14 protein-coding genes are annotated in these 17,569 nt (G+C 54.8%); 11 read left to right on the top strand and 3 right to left on the bottom strand.

From position 1 onward, the window contains the following. Nucleotides 1–38: 38 nt before the first annotated feature. The 3 genes from brnQ (at nt 39) to malZ (ending at nt 4,813) form a co-directional block, all read left to right on the top strand. Nucleotides 39–1,358, top strand: coding sequence for a branched-chain amino acid transporter carrier protein BrnQ (brnQ, locus tag P2W74_RS17545; RefSeq protein WP_276292613.1), 1,320 nt, complete (start codon nt 39–41; stop codon nt 1,356–1,358). An 82-nt stretch (nt 1,359–1,440) separates the two neighbouring features. After that, nucleotides 1,441–2,814 carry a proline-specific permease ProY gene (proY, locus tag P2W74_RS17540; protein ID WP_276292612.1) on the top strand — a complete coding sequence of 458 codons (1,374 nt, stop codon included), beginning with the start codon at nt 1,441–1,443 and terminating at the stop codon, nt 2,812–2,814. A gap of 181 nt (nt 2,815–2,995) precedes the next feature. After that, nucleotides 2,996–4,813, top strand: a complete 1,818-nt coding sequence (gene malZ, locus P2W74_RS17535) for a maltodextrin glucosidase (protein WP_276292611.1) — start codon at nt 2,996–2,998, stop codon at nt 4,811–4,813. Here malZ and P2W74_RS17530 read toward each other — a convergent pair. Next, the gene (locus P2W74_RS17530; RefSeq protein WP_276292610.1) at nt 4,807–5,709 is read right to left on the bottom strand and encodes a LysR family transcriptional regulator; all 903 of its coding nucleotides are present in this window, start codon (nt 5,707–5,709) and stop codon (nt 4,807–4,809) included. The genes malZ and P2W74_RS17530 overlap by 7 nt on opposite strands. Nucleotides 5,710–5,982: 273 nt before the next feature. Between P2W74_RS17530 and P2W74_RS17525 the strand changes: the two genes are divergently transcribed. The 5 genes from P2W74_RS17525 to P2W74_RS17505 all read left to right on the top strand — a co-directional run bounded on the left by P2W74_RS17525 (nt 5,983) and on the right by P2W74_RS17505 (nt 13,264). After that, nucleotides 5,983–6,624, top strand: a complete 642-nt coding sequence (locus P2W74_RS17525) for a hydrolase (RefSeq protein ID WP_276292609.1) — start codon at nt 5,983–5,985, stop codon at nt 6,622–6,624. 49 nt (nt 6,625–6,673) lie between these two features. Beyond that, the gene (locus P2W74_RS17520; RefSeq protein WP_203358696.1) at nt 6,674–7,222 is read left to right on the top strand and encodes an antibiotic biosynthesis monooxygenase; all 549 of its coding nucleotides are present in this window, start codon (nt 6,674–6,676) and stop codon (nt 7,220–7,222) included. 21 nt (nt 7,223–7,243) lie between these two features. Beyond that, entirely contained in the window at nt 7,244–9,112 is a 1,869-nt protein-coding gene (locus P2W74_RS17515) for an amidohydrolase (RefSeq protein ID WP_276292608.1), read from the top strand. Nucleotides 9,113–9,257: 145 nt separating this feature from the next. Further along, nucleotides 9,258–11,873 (top strand): DUF2339 domain-containing protein, encoded by a 2,616-nt coding sequence (locus P2W74_RS17510; RefSeq protein WP_276292607.1) that lies wholly within the window; start codon nt 9,258–9,260, stop codon nt 11,871–11,873. Continuing rightward, nucleotides 11,870–13,264, top strand: a complete 1,395-nt coding sequence (locus P2W74_RS17505) for a DUF3999 domain-containing protein (protein WP_276292606.1) — start codon at nt 11,870–11,872, stop codon at nt 13,262–13,264. The genes P2W74_RS17510 and P2W74_RS17505 overlap by 4 nt, the downstream gene beginning before the upstream one ends. 49 nt (nt 13,265–13,313) lie before the next feature. Here P2W74_RS17505 and P2W74_RS17500 read toward each other — a convergent pair whose 3' ends face one another. Both P2W74_RS17500 and acpH read right to left on the bottom strand, forming a co-directional pair. After that, nucleotides 13,314–13,916 (bottom strand): peroxiredoxin, encoded by a 603-nt coding sequence (locus P2W74_RS17500; RefSeq protein ID WP_003021524.1) that lies wholly within the window; start codon nt 13,914–13,916, stop codon nt 13,314–13,316. A gap of 200 nt (nt 13,917–14,116) precedes the next feature. Further along, entirely contained in the window at nt 14,117–14,698 is a 582-nt protein-coding gene (gene acpH, locus P2W74_RS17495; RefSeq protein ID WP_276292605.1) for an ACP phosphodiesterase, read from the bottom strand. Between the two features lie 217 nt (nt 14,699–14,915). Between acpH and queA the strand changes: the two genes are divergently transcribed. From queA to yajC, 3 genes are all read left to right on the top strand, one after another. Beyond that, nucleotides 14,916–15,980, top strand: a complete 1,065-nt coding sequence (gene queA, locus P2W74_RS17490) for a tRNA preQ1(34) S-adenosylmethionine ribosyltransferase-isomerase QueA (RefSeq protein WP_276292604.1) — start codon at nt 14,916–14,918, stop codon at nt 15,978–15,980. A 91-nt stretch (nt 15,981–16,071) separates the two neighbouring features. After that, nucleotides 16,072–17,199 (top strand): tRNA guanosine(34) transglycosylase Tgt, encoded by a 1,128-nt coding sequence (tgt, locus tag P2W74_RS17485; protein WP_276292603.1) that lies wholly within the window; start codon nt 16,072–16,074, stop codon nt 17,197–17,199. Between the two features lie 22 nt (nt 17,200–17,221). Beyond that, a complete protein-coding gene (yajC, locus tag P2W74_RS17480) occupies nt 17,222–17,554 on the top strand; it encodes a preprotein translocase subunit YajC (RefSeq protein WP_203358689.1) in 333 nt (110 codons plus the stop codon). Nucleotides 17,555–17,569: the final 15 nt, after the last annotated feature.

Here is a 17,569-nt window from a genome sequence, read left to right as displayed (position 1 = left end):
AACGTTTTCAACACCACATCCACAGGCAGTAAAATTTTATGACCCATCAGTTAAAATCGCGCGATATTATCGCCTTGGGCTTTATGACATTTGCGCTGTTCGTTGGCGCAGGCAACATTATTTTTCCTCCTATGGTGGGTCTGCAGGCAGGCGAGCACGTCTGGGTTGCAGCGCTCGGCTTTCTTATCACCGCCGTTGGCTTGCCGGTTCTTACGATTGTGGCGCTGGCGAAAGTCGGTGGTGGCGTAGACAGCCTGAGTTCGCCAATTGGTAAAGTGGCAGGACTCCTGCTGGCCACCGTATGCTATCTGGCCGTAGGTCCGCTGTTCGCCACGCCGCGTACTGCGACCGTTTCCTTTGAAGTAGGGATTGCACCGTTGACCGGCAACTCCCCTATGCCGCTGTTTATCTACAGCGTGGTCTACTTCGCCATTGTGATTCTGGTGTCGCTCTATCCGGGGAAATTGCTGGATACCGTAGGTAACTTCCTGGCCCCGTTGAAGATCATTGCACTGACGGTGCTTTCTGTTGCTGCGATTGTCTGGCCAGCAGGTCCGATCAGCGATGCGATGGAGGCGTACCAAAAATCCGCGTTCTCGAATGGTTTTGTGAACGGCTACCTGACCATGGATACGATGGGCGCGATAGTCTTTGGTATCGTCATTGTCAACGCAGCGCGTTCTCGTGGCGTGACGGAAGCGCGTTTACTGACGCGTTACACCGTGTGGGCGGGTCTGATGGCGGGCGTAGGGTTAACCCTGCTGTATCTCGCGTTGTTCCGTCTGGGGTCAGACAGTGCGATGTTGGTTGACCAGTCTGCAAATGGCGCGGCTATCCTGCATGCTTACGTGCAGCACACCTTCGGTGGTGCGGGTAGCCTGATGCTGGCGGGGCTGATTTTCCTCGCCTGTCTGGTGACGGCGGTTGGCCTGACCTGTGCGTGCGCTGAGTTCTTCGCGCAATACATTCCACTGTCTTATCGTACGCTGGTGTTCATCCTCGGCGGTTTCTCGATGGTGGTATCGAATCTGGGCCTCAGCCACTTGATTCAGGTCTCTATTCCGGTGCTGACGGCGATTTATCCGCCATGTATCGCACTGGTTGTATTAAGTTTTACCCGCTCATGGTGGCATAATTCTTCCCGCGTCATTGCACCTGCGATGTTTATCAGCCTGATTTTTGGTATCCTTGACGGCATTAAAGCATCGGCAATTGGTGACGTATTACCGGCCTGGACCCAGCGTTTACCGCTGGCGGAACAAGGGCTGGCGTGGTTGATGCCAACAGTCGTGATGGTGCTCCTGGCGGTTATCTGGGATCGCGTTTCGGGTCGACAAGTGACCTCAAGCGCTCACTAAATTCACTGACAGTATGTTTTAACCACGGGGCTATTTTTGATGGCCCCGTGGTTTTTTTATTGTGTTGATGGGTTAGGAATCAATGGAAAGTAATAACAAGCTAAAGCGTGGGCTAAGCACCCGGCATATTCGCTTTATGGCATTGGGTTCAGCAATTGGCACCGGATTGTTTTATGGCTCGGCAGATGCCATCAAGATGGCCGGTCCCAGTGTGCTGCTGGCCTACATTATTGGTGGGGTTGCTGCATACATTATTATGCGCGCACTGGGCGAGATGTCCGTGCATAACCCTTCTGCCAGTTCATTTTCACGCTATGCGCAGGAGAACCTCGGTCCTCTCGCTGGCTACATTACCGGCTGGACCTACTGTTTTGAAATTCTGATTGTGGCCATCGCGGATGTGACGGCATTTGGCATCTATATGGGCGTCTGGTTCCCTGCCGTACCGCACTGGATTTGGGTTCTCAGCGTGGTGCTGATTATCTGCGCCGTCAACCTGATGAGCGTGAAGGTGTTCGGCGAACTGGAGTTCTGGTTCTCGTTCTTTAAAGTTGCCACCATCATTGTCATGATTGCTGCCGGTTTCGGCATCATTATCTGGGGTATTGGCAACGGCGGGCAACCGACCGGGATCCACAACCTGTGGAGTAACGGCGGCTTCTTTAGCAACGGTTGGCTGGGCATGGTGATGTCACTGCAAATGGTGATGTTTGCCTACGGCGGGATTGAGATTATTGGTATCACCGCCGGGGAAGCGAAAGACCCGGGGACGTCGATTCCGCGTGCTATCAACTCCGTTCCGATGCGTATTCTGGTGTTCTATGTCGGTACGCTGTTCGTCATTATGTCTATTTACCCGTGGAACCAGGTGGGCACCAACGGTAGCCCGTTTGTGCTGACGTTCCAGCATCTGGGCATCGCTTTTGCGGCCAGTATCCTCAATTTCGTGGTGTTGACGGCGTCGCTTTCCGCCATCAACTCTGACGTGTTTGGCGTGGGGCGTATGCTGCACGGTATGGCGGAGCAGGGGAGTGCGCCGAAGGTGTTCGCGAAAACCTCGCGTCGTGGTATTCCCTGGGTCACCGTCCTGGTGATGACGATTGCGCTGCTGTTTGCGGCCTGGCTGAACTACATCATGCCGGAGAACGTCTTCCTGGTGATTGCGTCGCTGGCGACCTTCGCCACGGTGTGGGTGTGGATTATGATCCTGCTGTCGCAGATCGCCTTCCGTCGTCGCCTGTCGCCGGAAGAGGTCAAGGCGCTGAAATTTAAAGTGCCTGGCGGTGTGGCAACGACCGTTGTGGGACTGATCTTCCTGGTCTTTATCATCGCGCTTATCGGCTACCATCCGGAGACGCGTATCTCGCTGTACGTCGGTTTCGCGTGGATTGCGCTGCTGCTGGTTGGCTGGATGTTTAAACGTCGTTACGATCGTCAGTTGGCACAAGCGCAGTAATTTTTGCCCGGTGGCGGCTATACCGTATCCGGCCTACTTGTGAGCAGGTAGGCCGGATACGCGTGCGCCGTGCGGCGAAATCTCCTCCCCCTGGCTCCTCCCCCAATAAACAGTAAGATGATGAGTTATCCGGCATTGCGCTATGGCAAGGTGACTTTATTTTCATCAAAGGGGATACGTGATGTTGAACGCCTGGCACCTTCCGGTTGCCCCATTTGTTAAGCAAAACAAAGATAAACTGGCCATTACGTTATGGTTGCGCGGGGAAAATCCTCCTCAACGCGTAACGCTACGCGCAGAGAATGACAACGAAGAAATTTCGCTGGTCATGCACCCGCTTCGCACGCAGCCACAGCCCGGCGTCACGGCCTGGCGCGCGGCGATTGATCTCTCTGGCGGACAACCCCGTCGCCGCTACAGTTTTAAACTGCTCTGGCACGATCGTCAGTGCTGGTTTACCCCGCAAGGGTTTAGCCGCTTCCCGCCCGCACGCCTGGAACAGTTCGCGATAGACGCTCCCGATACGGGGCCGCAGTGGGTCGCCGATCAGATTTTTTATCAGATATTCCCCGATCGTTTCGCCCGCAGTCAGCCGCGCGGGGCGGATCAGGACAATGTCTATTATCATCATGCCGCCGGGCAGGATATCGTGCTGAATGACTGGGACTCCCCGATCACCGCGCAGGCGGGGGGATCCACGTTCTATGGCGGCGATCTGGACGGCATTAGTGAAAAGCTGCCGTACCTGAAAAAACTGGGCGTGACGGCGCTGTACCTGAATCCTGTCTTTACCGCACCGAGCGTACATAAATACGACACCGAAGATTATCGTCATGTTGATCCGCAGTTTGGCGGCGATCAGGCGTTGCTGCGGCTGCGGCATAATACGCAGCGCCACGGCATGCGGCTGGTACTGGATGGCGTGTTTAACCACAGCGGCGACTCGCATGCCTGGTTTGACAGGCATAATCGGGGAACCGGCGGTGCCTGCCACAATCCGGAGTCGCCGTGGCGCGACTGGTATCACTTCTCTGAAGATGGCGTGGCGCAGGGCTGGCTGGGGTATCCGAGTTTGCCGAAGCTGGATTTTCAGTCAGAAGCGCTGGTGAATGAAATTTACCGGGGCGAGGACAGTATTGTTCGGCACTGGCTTAAAGCGCCGTGGAATATGGATGGCTGGCGTCTGGATGTGGTGCATATGCTGGGTGAAGGTGGCGGCGCGCGTAATAACCTTCAGCACGTCGCCGGTATTACGCAGGCGGCAAAAGAGACGCAGCCAGAGGCCTATATTGTTGGAGAGCACTTTGGCGATGCGCGCCAGTGGTTACAGGTCGATGCCGAAGATGCGGCGATGAACTATCGCGGTTTTACCTTTCCGCTCTGGGGATTTCTCGCCAATACCGACATCTCTTACGATCCGCAGCATATCGATGCCCAGACCTGTATGGCATGGATGGACAACTATCGCGCCAGTCTGTCGCACCAACAGCAGTTGCGCATGTTTAATCAGCTGGACAGTCACGATACCGCCCGCTTTAAGTCTCTGTTAGGTAAGGACGTAGCGCGCTTACCGTTGGCGGTGGTCTGGTTATTTACCTGGCCTGGGGTCCCCTGTATCTATTACGGCGATGAAGTGGGTCTGGACGGCAATAACGATCCGTTCTGCCGTAAACCCTTCCCGTGGCAGGCAGAAAAACAGGATGGTGAATTACTGGCATTGTATCAACGGCTGGCGAAACTGCGCCATCGCAGCCAAGCGCTACGTCATGGCGGCTGCCAGGTCATTTATGCCGAAGAGAATGTGGTGGTCTTTGTCCGGGTCTTACATCAGCAGCGGGTGCTGGTGGCGATTAACCGGGGCGAGGCATGCGAAGTGGTGTTAGCCGATTCGCCGCTGCTCAATGTGACGCAATGGCAATGCCATGAAGGGAAAGGCCAGCTTGCGGAGGATATTCTCAGCCTGCCGGCCATTTCAGCCTCTGTGTGGGTCAGTCACTGATACAGTTTTGCGATTTCAGTGCTGGTGAGTAACGCTTCACGCCACCAGCGCTGCGCAAGACCGTCGCTGTGATTGCGCCATGCCATGTAGGCAACGTCCTTTTCACGAAATGAAATCACGGATTTTTCCACCAGCTCCCCACTGGTCAGCCACGGTCTGGCGATATGCCGGGGGAGGAATCCGCAGCCGATGCCCGCACGTAACAGCGTGACTTTACTGCTAAAACTGTCGACGCGAATTTGCGCCTGTTCATCCATCAAATTAGATTGTAACGGCTGACAATAGCGGGCACTGTCGCTGATCACCTCCGCCCGATGCAGGCAGAGTTGCTCATTGGTCAACGGATCCGACGCGCTTGCCAGGGGGTGCGAAGGGGCGACGACAAACACATTATCCAGCGTGCCAAGCATTTTGTACGACCATGCGGCAGAGGTGGGTGGCTCATTGATGGCCCCAAGAATAATATCCGCGCCATTATGCGTTAGCTCCTCCCAGGAGCCCGCCAGCGTATGATGGGTAAAGTTGAGGCGCGTTTGCTTGTTGAGCGCGTCGAACTCCTCGATGAGCGGGAGTAACACCTCAAAAGGAAACGAATCGTCGAGCGCGATAGCCAGCTCTTTTTCCCAGCCAGAACTTAACTGAACAGCCTGCTTTTCCAGGTCTTTTGCCGCACTGAGCAGTAATCGTCCCTTTTCCAGCATCATCCGTCCGGTGTCGGTAAATTTCGCCCGGTGACCGGAACGGTCGAGTAGCTCAATATTCAGATCATTTTCAAGCTTCTGAATCATGTAGCTGAGCGCCGCCGGGGTTTTAAAAAGTGATTCGGCCGCGGCGGCAAACGAGCCATGTTTGTCGAGTGCGTCGAGGATAAGCAAAACGTCCAGATTGATTCGCATGGGCTGAAAATATCCTGAAAATTAAACAACTCAGTTGTACCGAATAGAGAAAAACAATACCAGTTAATATTTTAGAGCGGAATCTGTAAATTTTTTGATGATGTCTGCGATATTACTCAATACGAAATTATTATTGTCACTGAATGGTAAGTTTTCTTTAATAACTCATTAGAAATTTCCCGCTATACTCAACAGGCTTTCTGATTCAGGATCTTACTACTGACGGAAGATACAGACCGTCACCTTTTAACTCATTGATTAAGAAGGTGTGATATGTCTATTCGGGAACTCATTAATCCTGAGAATTCTACGCTTATTTTTATTGACCATCAGCCGCAAATGTCATTTGGTGTGGCAAATATTGATCGTCAAGCCCTGAAAAATAATACCGTTGCGTTAGCGAAAGCCGGGAAAATATTTAAAGTTCCGGTCATTTATACTTCTGTTGAAACGAAAAGTTTTAGCGGTTATATCTGGCCAGAATTACTGGCGGTGCATCCTGATGTGAAACCCATTGAACGTACCTCAATGAATTCATGGGAAGATGCGGCGTTTGTAAAAGCGGTAGAAGCGACCGGTCGTAAGAAATTGATTATCTCTGCGTTGTGGACTGAAGTGTGCCTGACATTCCCGGCGTTGATGGCGCTGGAAGCGGGTTACGAAGTGTATGTGGTCACCGACACCTCCGGCGGTACTTCTGTTGACGCGCATGAGCGTTCGATTGACCGCATGGTGCAGGCAGGCGCGGTTCCCGTAACCTGGCAGCAGGTGTTACTGGAATACCAGCGCGACTGGTCCCGTAAAGAAACCTATGACGCCGTCATGGATCTGGTGCGCGAACACAGCGGCGCCTACGGTATGGGCGTGGATTACGCCTACACCCTGGTGCATGGCGCGCCTGAACGCAAAGCGTAATGCCAATGGCGGGGTAATCCCGCCATTCTCCTTGTGCAAGGAACCTTCCATGGCGCAACAAAATAAACACGTGACGCTGGTCATTACGCATACATTGCAGCCCAACCAGGCGGAGCGCTATGAGCAATGGCTGGGGAAAATTATGCCGGTGGCGGCGGAGTTTCCCGGGCATCTGGGGGCCAACGTTATTCGTCCCGCTGACGGACAAACTCTGTGGAACATTATTATTCGTTTCGACACCCTGGAGCATCTCTACAACTGGACCCAGTCGGATACGCGTCGGGTACTGGTGGAGGAAATAGCCCCGCTGCTGGCGGAAGGTGATAAAACAGAAGTCCGCACCGAAGCGGCGTTCTGGTTTACGCCACCAGCGCCCCACGTCCGCCAGCCGCTGCGCTGGAAACAGTTTCTGATAACCCTGCTGGTTATTTTTCCCAGCACCAATCTGGTGCCGTGGATAACCGGCATGATCCTTCCCGCACTGAAGGGGTCAATGCTATTGCATCTGATTAATGATGCCTGTGTGGTTGCGCTGGTGGTCTGGCTCTGGATGCCCATCGTAACCCGTCTGTTTGCCGGATGGCTGAAAAAAGCCTGATCGGTTTTTCAGGAGATTGTTATGTCTCAAACTGCCACACTTATTCTGACGCACGGAAAAATCCATACCCTTGATCGGCAATACCCACAGGCGGAAGCCGTGGCGATCAAAGACGGAAAAATTCTGGCGACCGGTACTCATGACAGGATCATGAGCTTTGCCGCTGACGGGACACAAATTGTTGATCTAAAAGGTCACACGGTGATCCCCGGTTTAAACGACTCCCACCTGCATTTGATTCGCGGCGGCCTCAATTACAATCTGGAATTACGCTGGGAAGGCGTGCCGTCATTGGCGGACGCGCTGCGTATGTTAAAAGATCAGGCGGATCGAACGCCATCACCGCAATGGGTTCGCGTGGTGGGGGGCTGGAGTGAGTTTCAGTTTGCTGAACGCCGCATGCCGACACTGGAAGAACTGAACGACGCGGCGCCGGATACACCGGTGTTTGTGCTGCATCTTTACGATCGCGCGCTGCTCAATCGGGCAGCGTTGAAAGCGGTGGGCTATACCAAAGCGACGCCGGACCCGGTCGGCGGTGAGATTGTCCGCGACAGCAACGGCAACCCAACCGGGATGCTGATCGCCAAACCGAACGCCATGATCCTGTACTCGACGCTGGCGAAAGGGCCAAAGTTACCGCTGGAGATGCAGGTAAACTCGACCCGACAGTTTATGCGCGAGCTGAACCGTCTGGGATTGACCAGCGCCATCGACGCGGGCGGCGGCTTCCAGAACTACCCGGAAGATTACGAGATTATTGAGCAGTTGCACACCAACAATCAGATGACGATACGCATTGCCTACAACCTGTTTACCCAACGGCCGAAGCAAGAGCTGGGGGACTTTGAGCGCTGGACTGACATGCTCAAACCGGGGCAAGGGACCGATTTTTATCGCGCTAACGGCGCAGGGGAAATGCTGGTCTTTTCGGCGGCGGATTTCGAAGACTTTCTGCAACCGCGCCCGGACCTGCCTGAAGGAATGGAAGATGAGCTGGAGCGCGTGGTGCGCCATCTTGTCGAACATCGCTGGCCATTCCGCCTGCATGCCACCTACGACGAATCCATCAGCCGCATGCTGGATGTCTTTGAGAAGGTCAACCGCGACATTCCGTTCAACGGATTACACTGGTTCTTCGACCATGCGGAGACCATCACCGAACGCAACATCGACCGTGTAAAAGCGCTCGGTGGTGGGATTGCCGTACAGCACCGGATGGCCTTCCAGGGCGAGTATTTTATCGATCGCTATGGCAAAGAGGCGGTGAAACACACGCCACCGGTCGCAAAAATGCTGGCGGCGGACGTTCCTGTCGGACTCGGTACTGACGCCACGCGTGTTGCCAGCTACAACCCGTGGACGGCGCTGTACTGGCTGGTTTCCGGGCGTACCGTCGGGGGGACGGCAATGTATGACGATAACAACCGTCTGCCGCGTGACGTGGCGCTGGAGTTGTGGACGGCGGGCAGCGCGTGGTTTTCCAGTGAGCAGGGGAAAAAAGGGCGGATTGAACAGGGACAGCTCGCCGACCTGGTGGTGCTGTCGAAAGATTACTTCAGCGTGGCGGAAGAGGAGATCAAAGGGATTGAGTCGGTGATGACGGTTGTCGATGGCAAAGTGGTCTACGCCGCGGGACATTTCACGCCGCTGGCGCCACCGGCGATCCCGGTGGTTCCTGACTGGTCGCCGGTGGTAAACGTCCCAGGCCACTACCGTTCCGCGCCGTCCGCCGCCGCTAAAGTGGGGGCCATTGTCCAGATGCACCAGTGTTGTGGCAGCTGTGGCGTTCATGGGCATCAGCACGATATCGCGCGCAAATCGGGGATCCCGGTGTCAGATGACCAGGCCTTCTGGGGGGCGCTCGGCTGTTCCTGCTTCGCATTTTGATGTTCGACATGCCGGATGGCGCTCACGTTCATCCGGCAAAACCCGCCGATCTTTTCTAGAATTGTTTTCATTGAGCTTACAGGGATGGCACAAATGCAACATTGTGTGCCAATCTACGCGCGTCTTGTACAGTGAAGGTGGAAACATGGATGATTTTGTAATCCTTGGCTGCATTGCTCTATTTTTTGGACTGGTGGTGCCGATATTGGCGATTGTCGCGCTGAATCGCACCTCCGTGCTCCGTTATGAACTCTCCATTCTGCGCCGACGGGTTGAGGAACTTGAACAACGTGGCGCGGGCACTGCGCCGGTTCAACAGGCGACACCTGAGCCTGTTATCCCCGTGGAGCCGATATCAGAGTCTGTGGTTACCGCCGTCGCGTCAGGGGTTGAACGTCCTCAACTCTCCATCGTCATGCCTGAAAAAGTCGACGCGCCGCCTGTGAAACCGCAGAAACCCTCTGCCTTTGGCGGCGTTTTCTCTTCACTGGCACGCTGGTTTATGCAGGGAAATCCGCTGGCCAAACTGGGGATCTTGCTGCTCTTCTTCGGTTTATCATTCCTGCTGCGGTATACGGTTGAACATTCCCTGTTTCCCCTTGAGCTGCGCCTTGTGGCGGCGGCGCTGTTTGCCGTGGTGTTGCTCGCGGTGGGTTGGCGCTTGCGGCACAAACAGCCCGTCTATGCCTTAATTCTGCAAGGGGGGGCGACTGGCGCGCTTTATTTGACTGTCTTTGGCGCATTCCGGCTGTGGCAAATGTTGCCGCTCACGCTGGCTTTTGCACTGCTGGTGCTAATTTGCGCGGCAAGCGTGGGGCTCGCGATTTTGCAAAAAGCGCTGAGTCTGGCGATGCTGGCAAGTATCGGCGGCTATCTTGCCCCGCTGTTGCTTTCCACCGGGAGCGGCAACTATGTCGCGTTGTTCTCGTTTTACCTCCTGCTTTCGCTCGGCATTCTCGCCATCAGCATCTGGCAGCACTGGCGTGAGCTCAATCTGCTGGGGCTGCTGTTTACCTTTGGAGTCGGTGGGCTGTGGGGGCTGAGTAATTACCGGCCTGAGTACTGGCTCAATTGCCAGCTTTTCCTGATTGCCAACATCCTCATTTTTGGCGTGTTGAGCGTGGCGCTCTCGCTGCGGGCGCAGGAGAAGGGCAAGCGTATTATTGACGGCGTGCTGGTGTTTGCGCCTCCGGTGATTGGATTTGGCATGCAGTATGCCATGACCCAGCATCTGGAATACGGCCCGGCCCTCAGCGCGCTGGGATTTGGCGGTTTCTACATGGTGCTGGCATGGCTGGCATTACGCCGTTTTCCGTCGATGGGGCGTCCACTGGCGCTGGCGGCGCTGGCGCTTGGCGGGGCATTTGCTACGCTGGCCATCCCGCTGGCGCTTTCCGCACGCTGGACGGCAATGGCCTGGGCGCTCGAAGGACTGGGCGTGTTGTGGCTGGGCATTCAGCAACAACAGCGGCGGATGAGCTACAGCGGCACCGCATTGATGCTGCTGGCGGTGGTCAGCGGGGGCTGGGCGCTGGCAGAAAATGCTGCGGCGCTATCAGTGATGATGATCTTCTCGGTGCTGAGTCTGTGTTGGCTGGCTGGGGCGTGGCTGTGGCGTAGTGAAAAGGTGCAGATCAGTTGGGCGCTGCTGGCAGGGGGCGTGGCATTCTGGATCGTCGCCATTGTGGGCGCATCACAACTGGCGCTTGAAGACTCAGGTTCTGAATGGTTTGGCGCGCTGGCGCTGATGACCGTATCTTGCGCGCTTTGGCGTTATCTGAGCGGGCGGTTCGCATGGCGAGAGCTGGGGTACAGCCAGTGGCTGCTGTGGCCCGCCATGCTGTTATTGCTGATTTATCAAATAGATCTAAAGCAGATTTTTGCCGCTGGCTGGCAAAATCTGGCGTGGTGCGTGGCATTGCCTTGCGCGGTGCTCATGCTGTATCGCGATAGTCCACGTTTGTTGCCACGGCTCTCGCAGGCGCTGCATCTTTCTCTGTTCTGGATGAGCTTGTTGGCGTTAGCCATGGAATTATTCTGGTTTACGCAGGCATTGCCGTGGGGAATGGACGCCTGGCGCAGCGGCCTGATGATGGCGGCGGGCGGGATCGTTATCCTGCTGGTACATACGGCGCTTCGCCGCAAACTGTGGCCGTTCGCGAACTGGCCTGTTCTGTATGGCGCTATCGCATTAGCGCCGTTGGCCGTTATTTTGCTGTTGTATCTGCTGTTGGCTAACCTGGAAGATGGCGTGGTTCTCCATCAGCGTTACATTCCTGGGGTTAACCCGCTTGAAGAGGGGGCGGCCTTCGCGTTGTTGGGGCTGTATATTCTTGTTCGTTTCTCTCTTCGCGTATTACCTGCGCCGCTTGCGGCGTACCGTTCGTGGGGACCTGTTGCGCTGGCGGCGCTGGCATTTTGGTGGCTGAATGGGGCGCTGATGCGCGCGCTGTCGTGGTATGGCGACGTCGTGTGGAGCAGTGATGCGTTGTGGCATTCGCGTTTGATCCAGACCTGTTTTGCCCTGTTCTGGATGCTCACGGCGCTAATTGTCATGATTCGCGCAACGCGACGTGGTTCGCGACGGGAATGGTTTTGTGGCGCGGCCTTTCTGGGCATCGTTATCATTAAACTGATGCTGGTGGACAGTGCGAATGGCGGCGGGTTAGCACGCGCCGTCGCCTTTATTGGCGTGGCGATTCTGGTATTAATCGTGGGGTACTTCTCACCGTTACCGCCCAGGGCAGGAGACGAAAAATGAACGGGATGAAAGGGGTATTATGGAGCGTCCTGGTAGGGATGACGTTTCCGGCGTTCAGCCGCGACGAGGCACCGGAGACGCCACAGGATTACGCGGTGGGGATGACGCTGGAGACACACGGAGAATCGCCCTGGTATCGCGTTCCGCTCCCAATGGAGGTCTATGCCACCAGCGCCTGGCCGGATTTACGCGATGTGCGCGTGTTTAACCGCCAGGGCGACGTGGTGCCTTTCGCGCTTGAGGTGCAGAAATCGCAGGCCACGGAGCCAAAAGCCGTTCCGCTTCGACTCTTTGCGTTTGATGCATCACCTGTCCCGGTGAAACCGAATGACGATAGCGGCACGCAGACGGTTCTGCTGCGTTCGAAAAGCGGGCTGGAAATCCATTTTGAGAGCGAAGATGCCAAAGCGATAGGGCAAAGTTTTCTGCTGACGCTGCCGGAAAATGGGGTGGAATCCCTGCAGGTTTCCCGGTTGCGCCTGGACTGGCGCGATCCCGCGGAAAACTGGCAGGGGAAAGCCTCGGTGTATTACAGTCGTGACTTACATCGTTGGGATGAGCTTCAGGATGCCTCGCAGCTTATGGATCTGAAACGTGGCGATGATCGACTGAAAATCGACACCCTCCGTGCAGACATCACGCTGTCAACGGATGGCATCGCTTATCTGCTGGTGATCCTGGATTCGCAAAGCCCGGCGTTGGTGCTGAACGGCGTAAGCGCACTCACCGACACAAACCCACCTGCCGCCGAGCGCGTCTTGCTGAATGCCCGTGGCAGTAAAGTTTCGCCTACTGAGGCTATCTGGCGATGGGATCATCCCCAACCGCTGACGGCGCTGGACATCATTCTGGACGATAAAGGGATTTTACCTGTCGAGCTGGAGTGGCGCAGCAGCGAAAAAGCGGCATGGCGACCGTTGAGCAAGACGGTACTCTTTTGGCTGGATGGGCAGTTTTCTGACAGTATTCCCCTCTCTGGTGAGTTGGTCGAGGCGGTTCGCATGACCACCCTGAATGCCAAATTGCCGGAGACACTCCCGGTGGTGAGAGGCGTTCGTGACAGCTATCAGGTGATTTTCAATGCCCAGGGGACAAGTCCTTACATGCTGGCGTGGGGAAACGGGGCGGCAGTCAAGGCGGATGTCAGCATGGATATGCTGATCCCGAAAGCATTGCGTGAAAGGCAGAAGATTGACGCTCTGCCGAGGGTTTTCCCGCATACCCGCGTGATTCTGGGGGGCGAGGCGCGGTTAACGGCGACCTCAGCGGCTGAACAACAGCGGCTGTGGAAAACATTGCTGGTCTGGGGAGCGTTAATTCTTGGCGTGGCGGTTCTGCTGACGATGGTGTGGCGAATCTGGCGTGAAGTGAAGAAGGGCGGCGCGGCGTAACACAATAAAAAAGGCTCGCCGTGGCGAGCCTTTTCTTAATTCATGCCAATTACAGGCTGGAGACGTTTTCGGTCAGGTATTTTGCAACGCCGTCCGGAGAGGCGTTCATACCTTCTTTCCCTTTTTCCCACTGCGCCGGGCAAACATCACCGTGCTCTTCGTGGAACTGCAGCGCGTCAACCATACGCAGCATTTCGTCGATGTTACGACCCAGCGGCAGGTCGTTAACCACCTGATGGCGAACAACGCCGTTCGCGTCGATCAGGAAAGAACCACGCAGCGCCACGCCTGCTTCCGGGTGCTCGATGCCGTAGGCTTTCTGGATTTCGCGTTTGATGTCAGCAACCATTGCGTATTTCACTGCACCGATGCCGCCTTTGTCGACAGGGGTGTTACGCCATGCGTTGTGGACAAATTCAGAGTCAAAAGAAACGCCAACCACTTCAACGCCGCGCTTCTGGAATTCTTCGTAACGTTTGTCGAACGCGATCAGTTCTGATGGGCAAACGAAGGTGAAATCCATCGGCCAGAAGAACAGAACGGTTGTTTTACCGTTGGTGTGCTGTTTGAAGTTGAAGTTTTCAACAATCTCACCGCTACCCAGTACCGCAGCTGCTGTGAAATCCGGAGCCTGACGAGTAACCAGTACCATATAATTCTCCTGCAAAGTTAAGGGTTTTTTGGAACGCAACGCGGGCCAGTATAGAGAGTGTTCGGCAATAAGACAAAGAGGCGCTGACAATCGTTCAGTGAGCTTTTACCTATCAATATCCCAGCAGGGCCGGTAAGTGGCCGTGGGCAAATTGCCGGATGGCGGCTTCGCCTTATCCGACCTACGGATACCAACAGGTATCAGAGCGTTTTCTGCCTGGCCAGCGCCATCATGCGTGGATAAAACTGCCAGAAACGCGCTTCCAGGGCATCGTAGTGGGTATCCAGGTCATACCAGGAGTCGCGAAGGGCATCAAGGCGGGGGCGACGACTGGCCATTCCGTTCAGGACATCCTGTATGAAATCCATTTCACTGTAACGCTCCAGCCACTTTTCTGACCACAGATAGTTATTCAGATTCACAAAGCGTGGCGGCGATTCCGGCAGAATAATCTCGACCTGGGCATGGGCGTAACGCACAAAGGCCTGTAAGGGGAAGTCCGGGGAGAGTTGCGCCCAGTGACGCGACAGAAAGTGATCCCACATCACGTCGAGCGTGATGGGCGCTACGCGACGGGTTTCGGGGCGAAACCACTCTTTTGCCTCTTTCACTTCCGTCAGATTATCGGTGAGCACGTCGATGCGACGATGCATAAAAATACCGTCCACCACATCGGGCGCATAGTTCGCTTGCGGATTCCCCCGCACAAAATCGGCCAGCAGATTGCCGGAAAGTGAGCTTTCGGCGAGGTACGCCAGGTGTAAGTGAGCAAGAAAATTCATATACACTTCATCCTTCAAACTGCCTCTTTGTTGGCTGCCTTCACTCACCCCAGTCACTTACTTGTGTAAGCTCCTGGGGACTCACTCAGTTGCCGCCTCGATGCATCTTGAATGATTTTGTGTATAGATTATGTGATTAATCCAGAGGGGTAAAGGTTGCAGGGAGAGCGCCCCGGCACTAGACTACCCGCCTCTTATTTTAGTCAGAGTCAGTGTCATGCGCGTTGCCGATTTTTCCTTTGAATTACCCGAGTCCCTGATTGCCCACTATCCGATGCCTGAGCGCAGTAGTTGCCGCTTGCTGTCATTAGACGGGCCGACGGGCGCGCTGACGCATGGTACTTTCACCGATTTACTCGACAAGCTCAACCCTGGCGATCTGCTGGTCTTTAACAATACCCGCGTGATCCCGGCGCGTCTGTTCGGTCGTAAGGCCAGCGGCGGCAAGATTGAAGTGCTGGTTGAGCGCATGCTGGATGACAAGCGTATTCTGGCGCATATTCGCGCCTCTAAAGCGCCGAAGCCAGGCGCTGAATTACTGCTGGGCGATGATGAGAGTATCAAGGCCACCATGACCGCGCGTCATGACGCGCTGTTTGAAGTCGAATTTAACGACGAACGTCCGGTACTGGATATTCTCAATGCGATCGGCCATATGCCGTTGCCGCCGTACATCGACCGTCCGGATGAAGACGCCGATCGTGAGCTGTATCAGACGGTTTACGGTGAAAAACCCGGTGCCGTTGCCGCGCCAACCGCAGGTCTGCATTTTGACGATCCTTTGCTCGCCAAACTGCGTGACAAAGGCATCGAGATGGCGTTCGTCACGCTGCACGTTGGCGCCGGGACGTTCCAGCCTGTGCGTGTGGACACCATTGAAGACCACATCATGCATTCCGAATACGCCGAAGTGCCGCAAGACGTTGTGGATGCGGTGCTGGCTGCGAAAGCGCGCGGCAACCGGGTGATTGCGGTAGGTACGACTTCCGTGCGTTCGCTGGAAAGCGCGGCGCAGGCGGCAAAAAACGGCCTCATCGAACCGTTCTTCGGCGATACGCAGATTTTTATTTATCCTGGTTATCAATACAAAGTGATTGATGCGCTGGTGACTAACTTCCATCTGCCTGAATCAACGTTGATTATGTTGGTTTCGGCGTTTGCGGGTTATAAACACACCATGCACGCCTATCACGAAGCAGTAAAAGCGGAATATCGATTTTTTAGTTACGGTGATGCCATGTTTATCACGTACAATCCGCAGGCTATTTTTGAGCAACCGTGAGAACGCTCTCTCACGTACCATTTTGCCACCGTGGAGTGATTCCAGGGTGAATGTGTAATCATCAGACTGTTTCTCTGATGCAGGAGAAAAAATGAAATTCGAACTGGATACCACCGACGGACGCGCTCGTCGCGGCCGCCTGGTGTTTGATCGTGGCGTAGTGGAAACGCCTGCTTTTATGCCTGTTGGCACTTACGGCACCGTCAAAGGGATGACGCCGGAAGAAGTTGAAGCCACCGGCGCGCAGATTATTCTCGGCAACACCTTCCACCTGTGGCTGCGCCCGGGTCAGGAAATCATGAAACTGCATGGCGACCTGCACGATTTCATGCAGTGGAAAGGCCCGATTCTTACCGATTCCGGCGGTTTCCAGGTGTTCAGTCTGGGCGATATCCGCAAGATCACCGAACAAGGCGTTCACTTTCGCAACCCGATCAATGGCGATCCGATTTTCCTTGATCCTGAAAAGTCTATGGAGATTCAATACGATCTCGGTTCCGATATCGTGATGATTTTCGACGAATGTACTCCCTATCCGGCGGACTGGGACTATGCTAAACGCTCCATGGAGATGTCTTTGCGTTGGGCCAAGCGTAGCCGTGACCGTTTTGACGGCCTTGGCAATAAAAATGCGCTTTTTGGCATCATTCAGGGCAGCGTTTACGAAGATTTACGTGATATCTCCGTCAAAGGTCTGGTAGATATCGGCTTTGATGGCTACGCTGTCGGCGGTCTGGCTGTGGGTGAGCCAAAGGAAGATATGCACCGTATTCTGGAGCATGTTTGCCCGCAAATCCCGACGGATAAACCGCGTTACCTGATGGGCGTCGGCAAACCAGAAGATCTGGTTGAAGGCGTGCGTCGTGGTATCGATATGTTTGACTGCGTGATGCCAACGCGAAACGCCCGTAACGGTCACTTGTTCGTGACTGACGGCGTGGTGAAAATTCGTAATGCGAAGCATAAAAGCGACACTAGCCCACTCGATGCCGAGTGTGATTGCTATACCTGTCGCAATTATTCGCGCGCTTACTTGCATCATCTTGACCGTTGCAACGAAATATTGGGCGCGCGACTCAATACCATTCATAACCTTCGTTACTACCAGCGTTTGATGGCGGGTTTACGCAAGGCTATTGAAGAGGGTAAATTAGAGAGCTTCGTGACCGATTTTTACCAACGCCAGGGTCGACCTGTTCCACCTTTGAACGTTGATTAATTTTAATAATGAGGGAATTTGAATGAGCTTTTTTATTTCTGATGCGGTAGCGGCAACAGGTGCTCCGGCGCAGAGCAGCCCGATGTCTCTGATTCTGATGCTGGTGGTGTTTGGTCTGATTTTCTACTTCATGATCCTTCGCCCACAGCAGAAGCGTACCAAAGAACACAAAAATCTGATGAGCTCCATTGCGAAAGGCGATGAAGTACTGACCAATGGTGGCCTGGTGGGTCGTGTGACCAAAGTAGCTGAGTCTGGCTACATTGTTATCGCGCTGAACGACACCACTGAAGTGGTTATCAAACGTGACTTCGTAGCTGCCGTTCTGCCGAAAGGCACCATGAAGGCGCTGTAATTTATTGTTTTCCCA

Origin of the sequence: Citrobacter enshiensis, from assembly GCF_029338175.1 — a bacterium.
GTDB lineage: Bacteria > Pseudomonadota > Gammaproteobacteria > Enterobacterales > Enterobacteriaceae > Citrobacter_D > Citrobacter_D enshiensis.
This window is presented reverse-complemented; position numbering and strand designations above follow the sequence as displayed.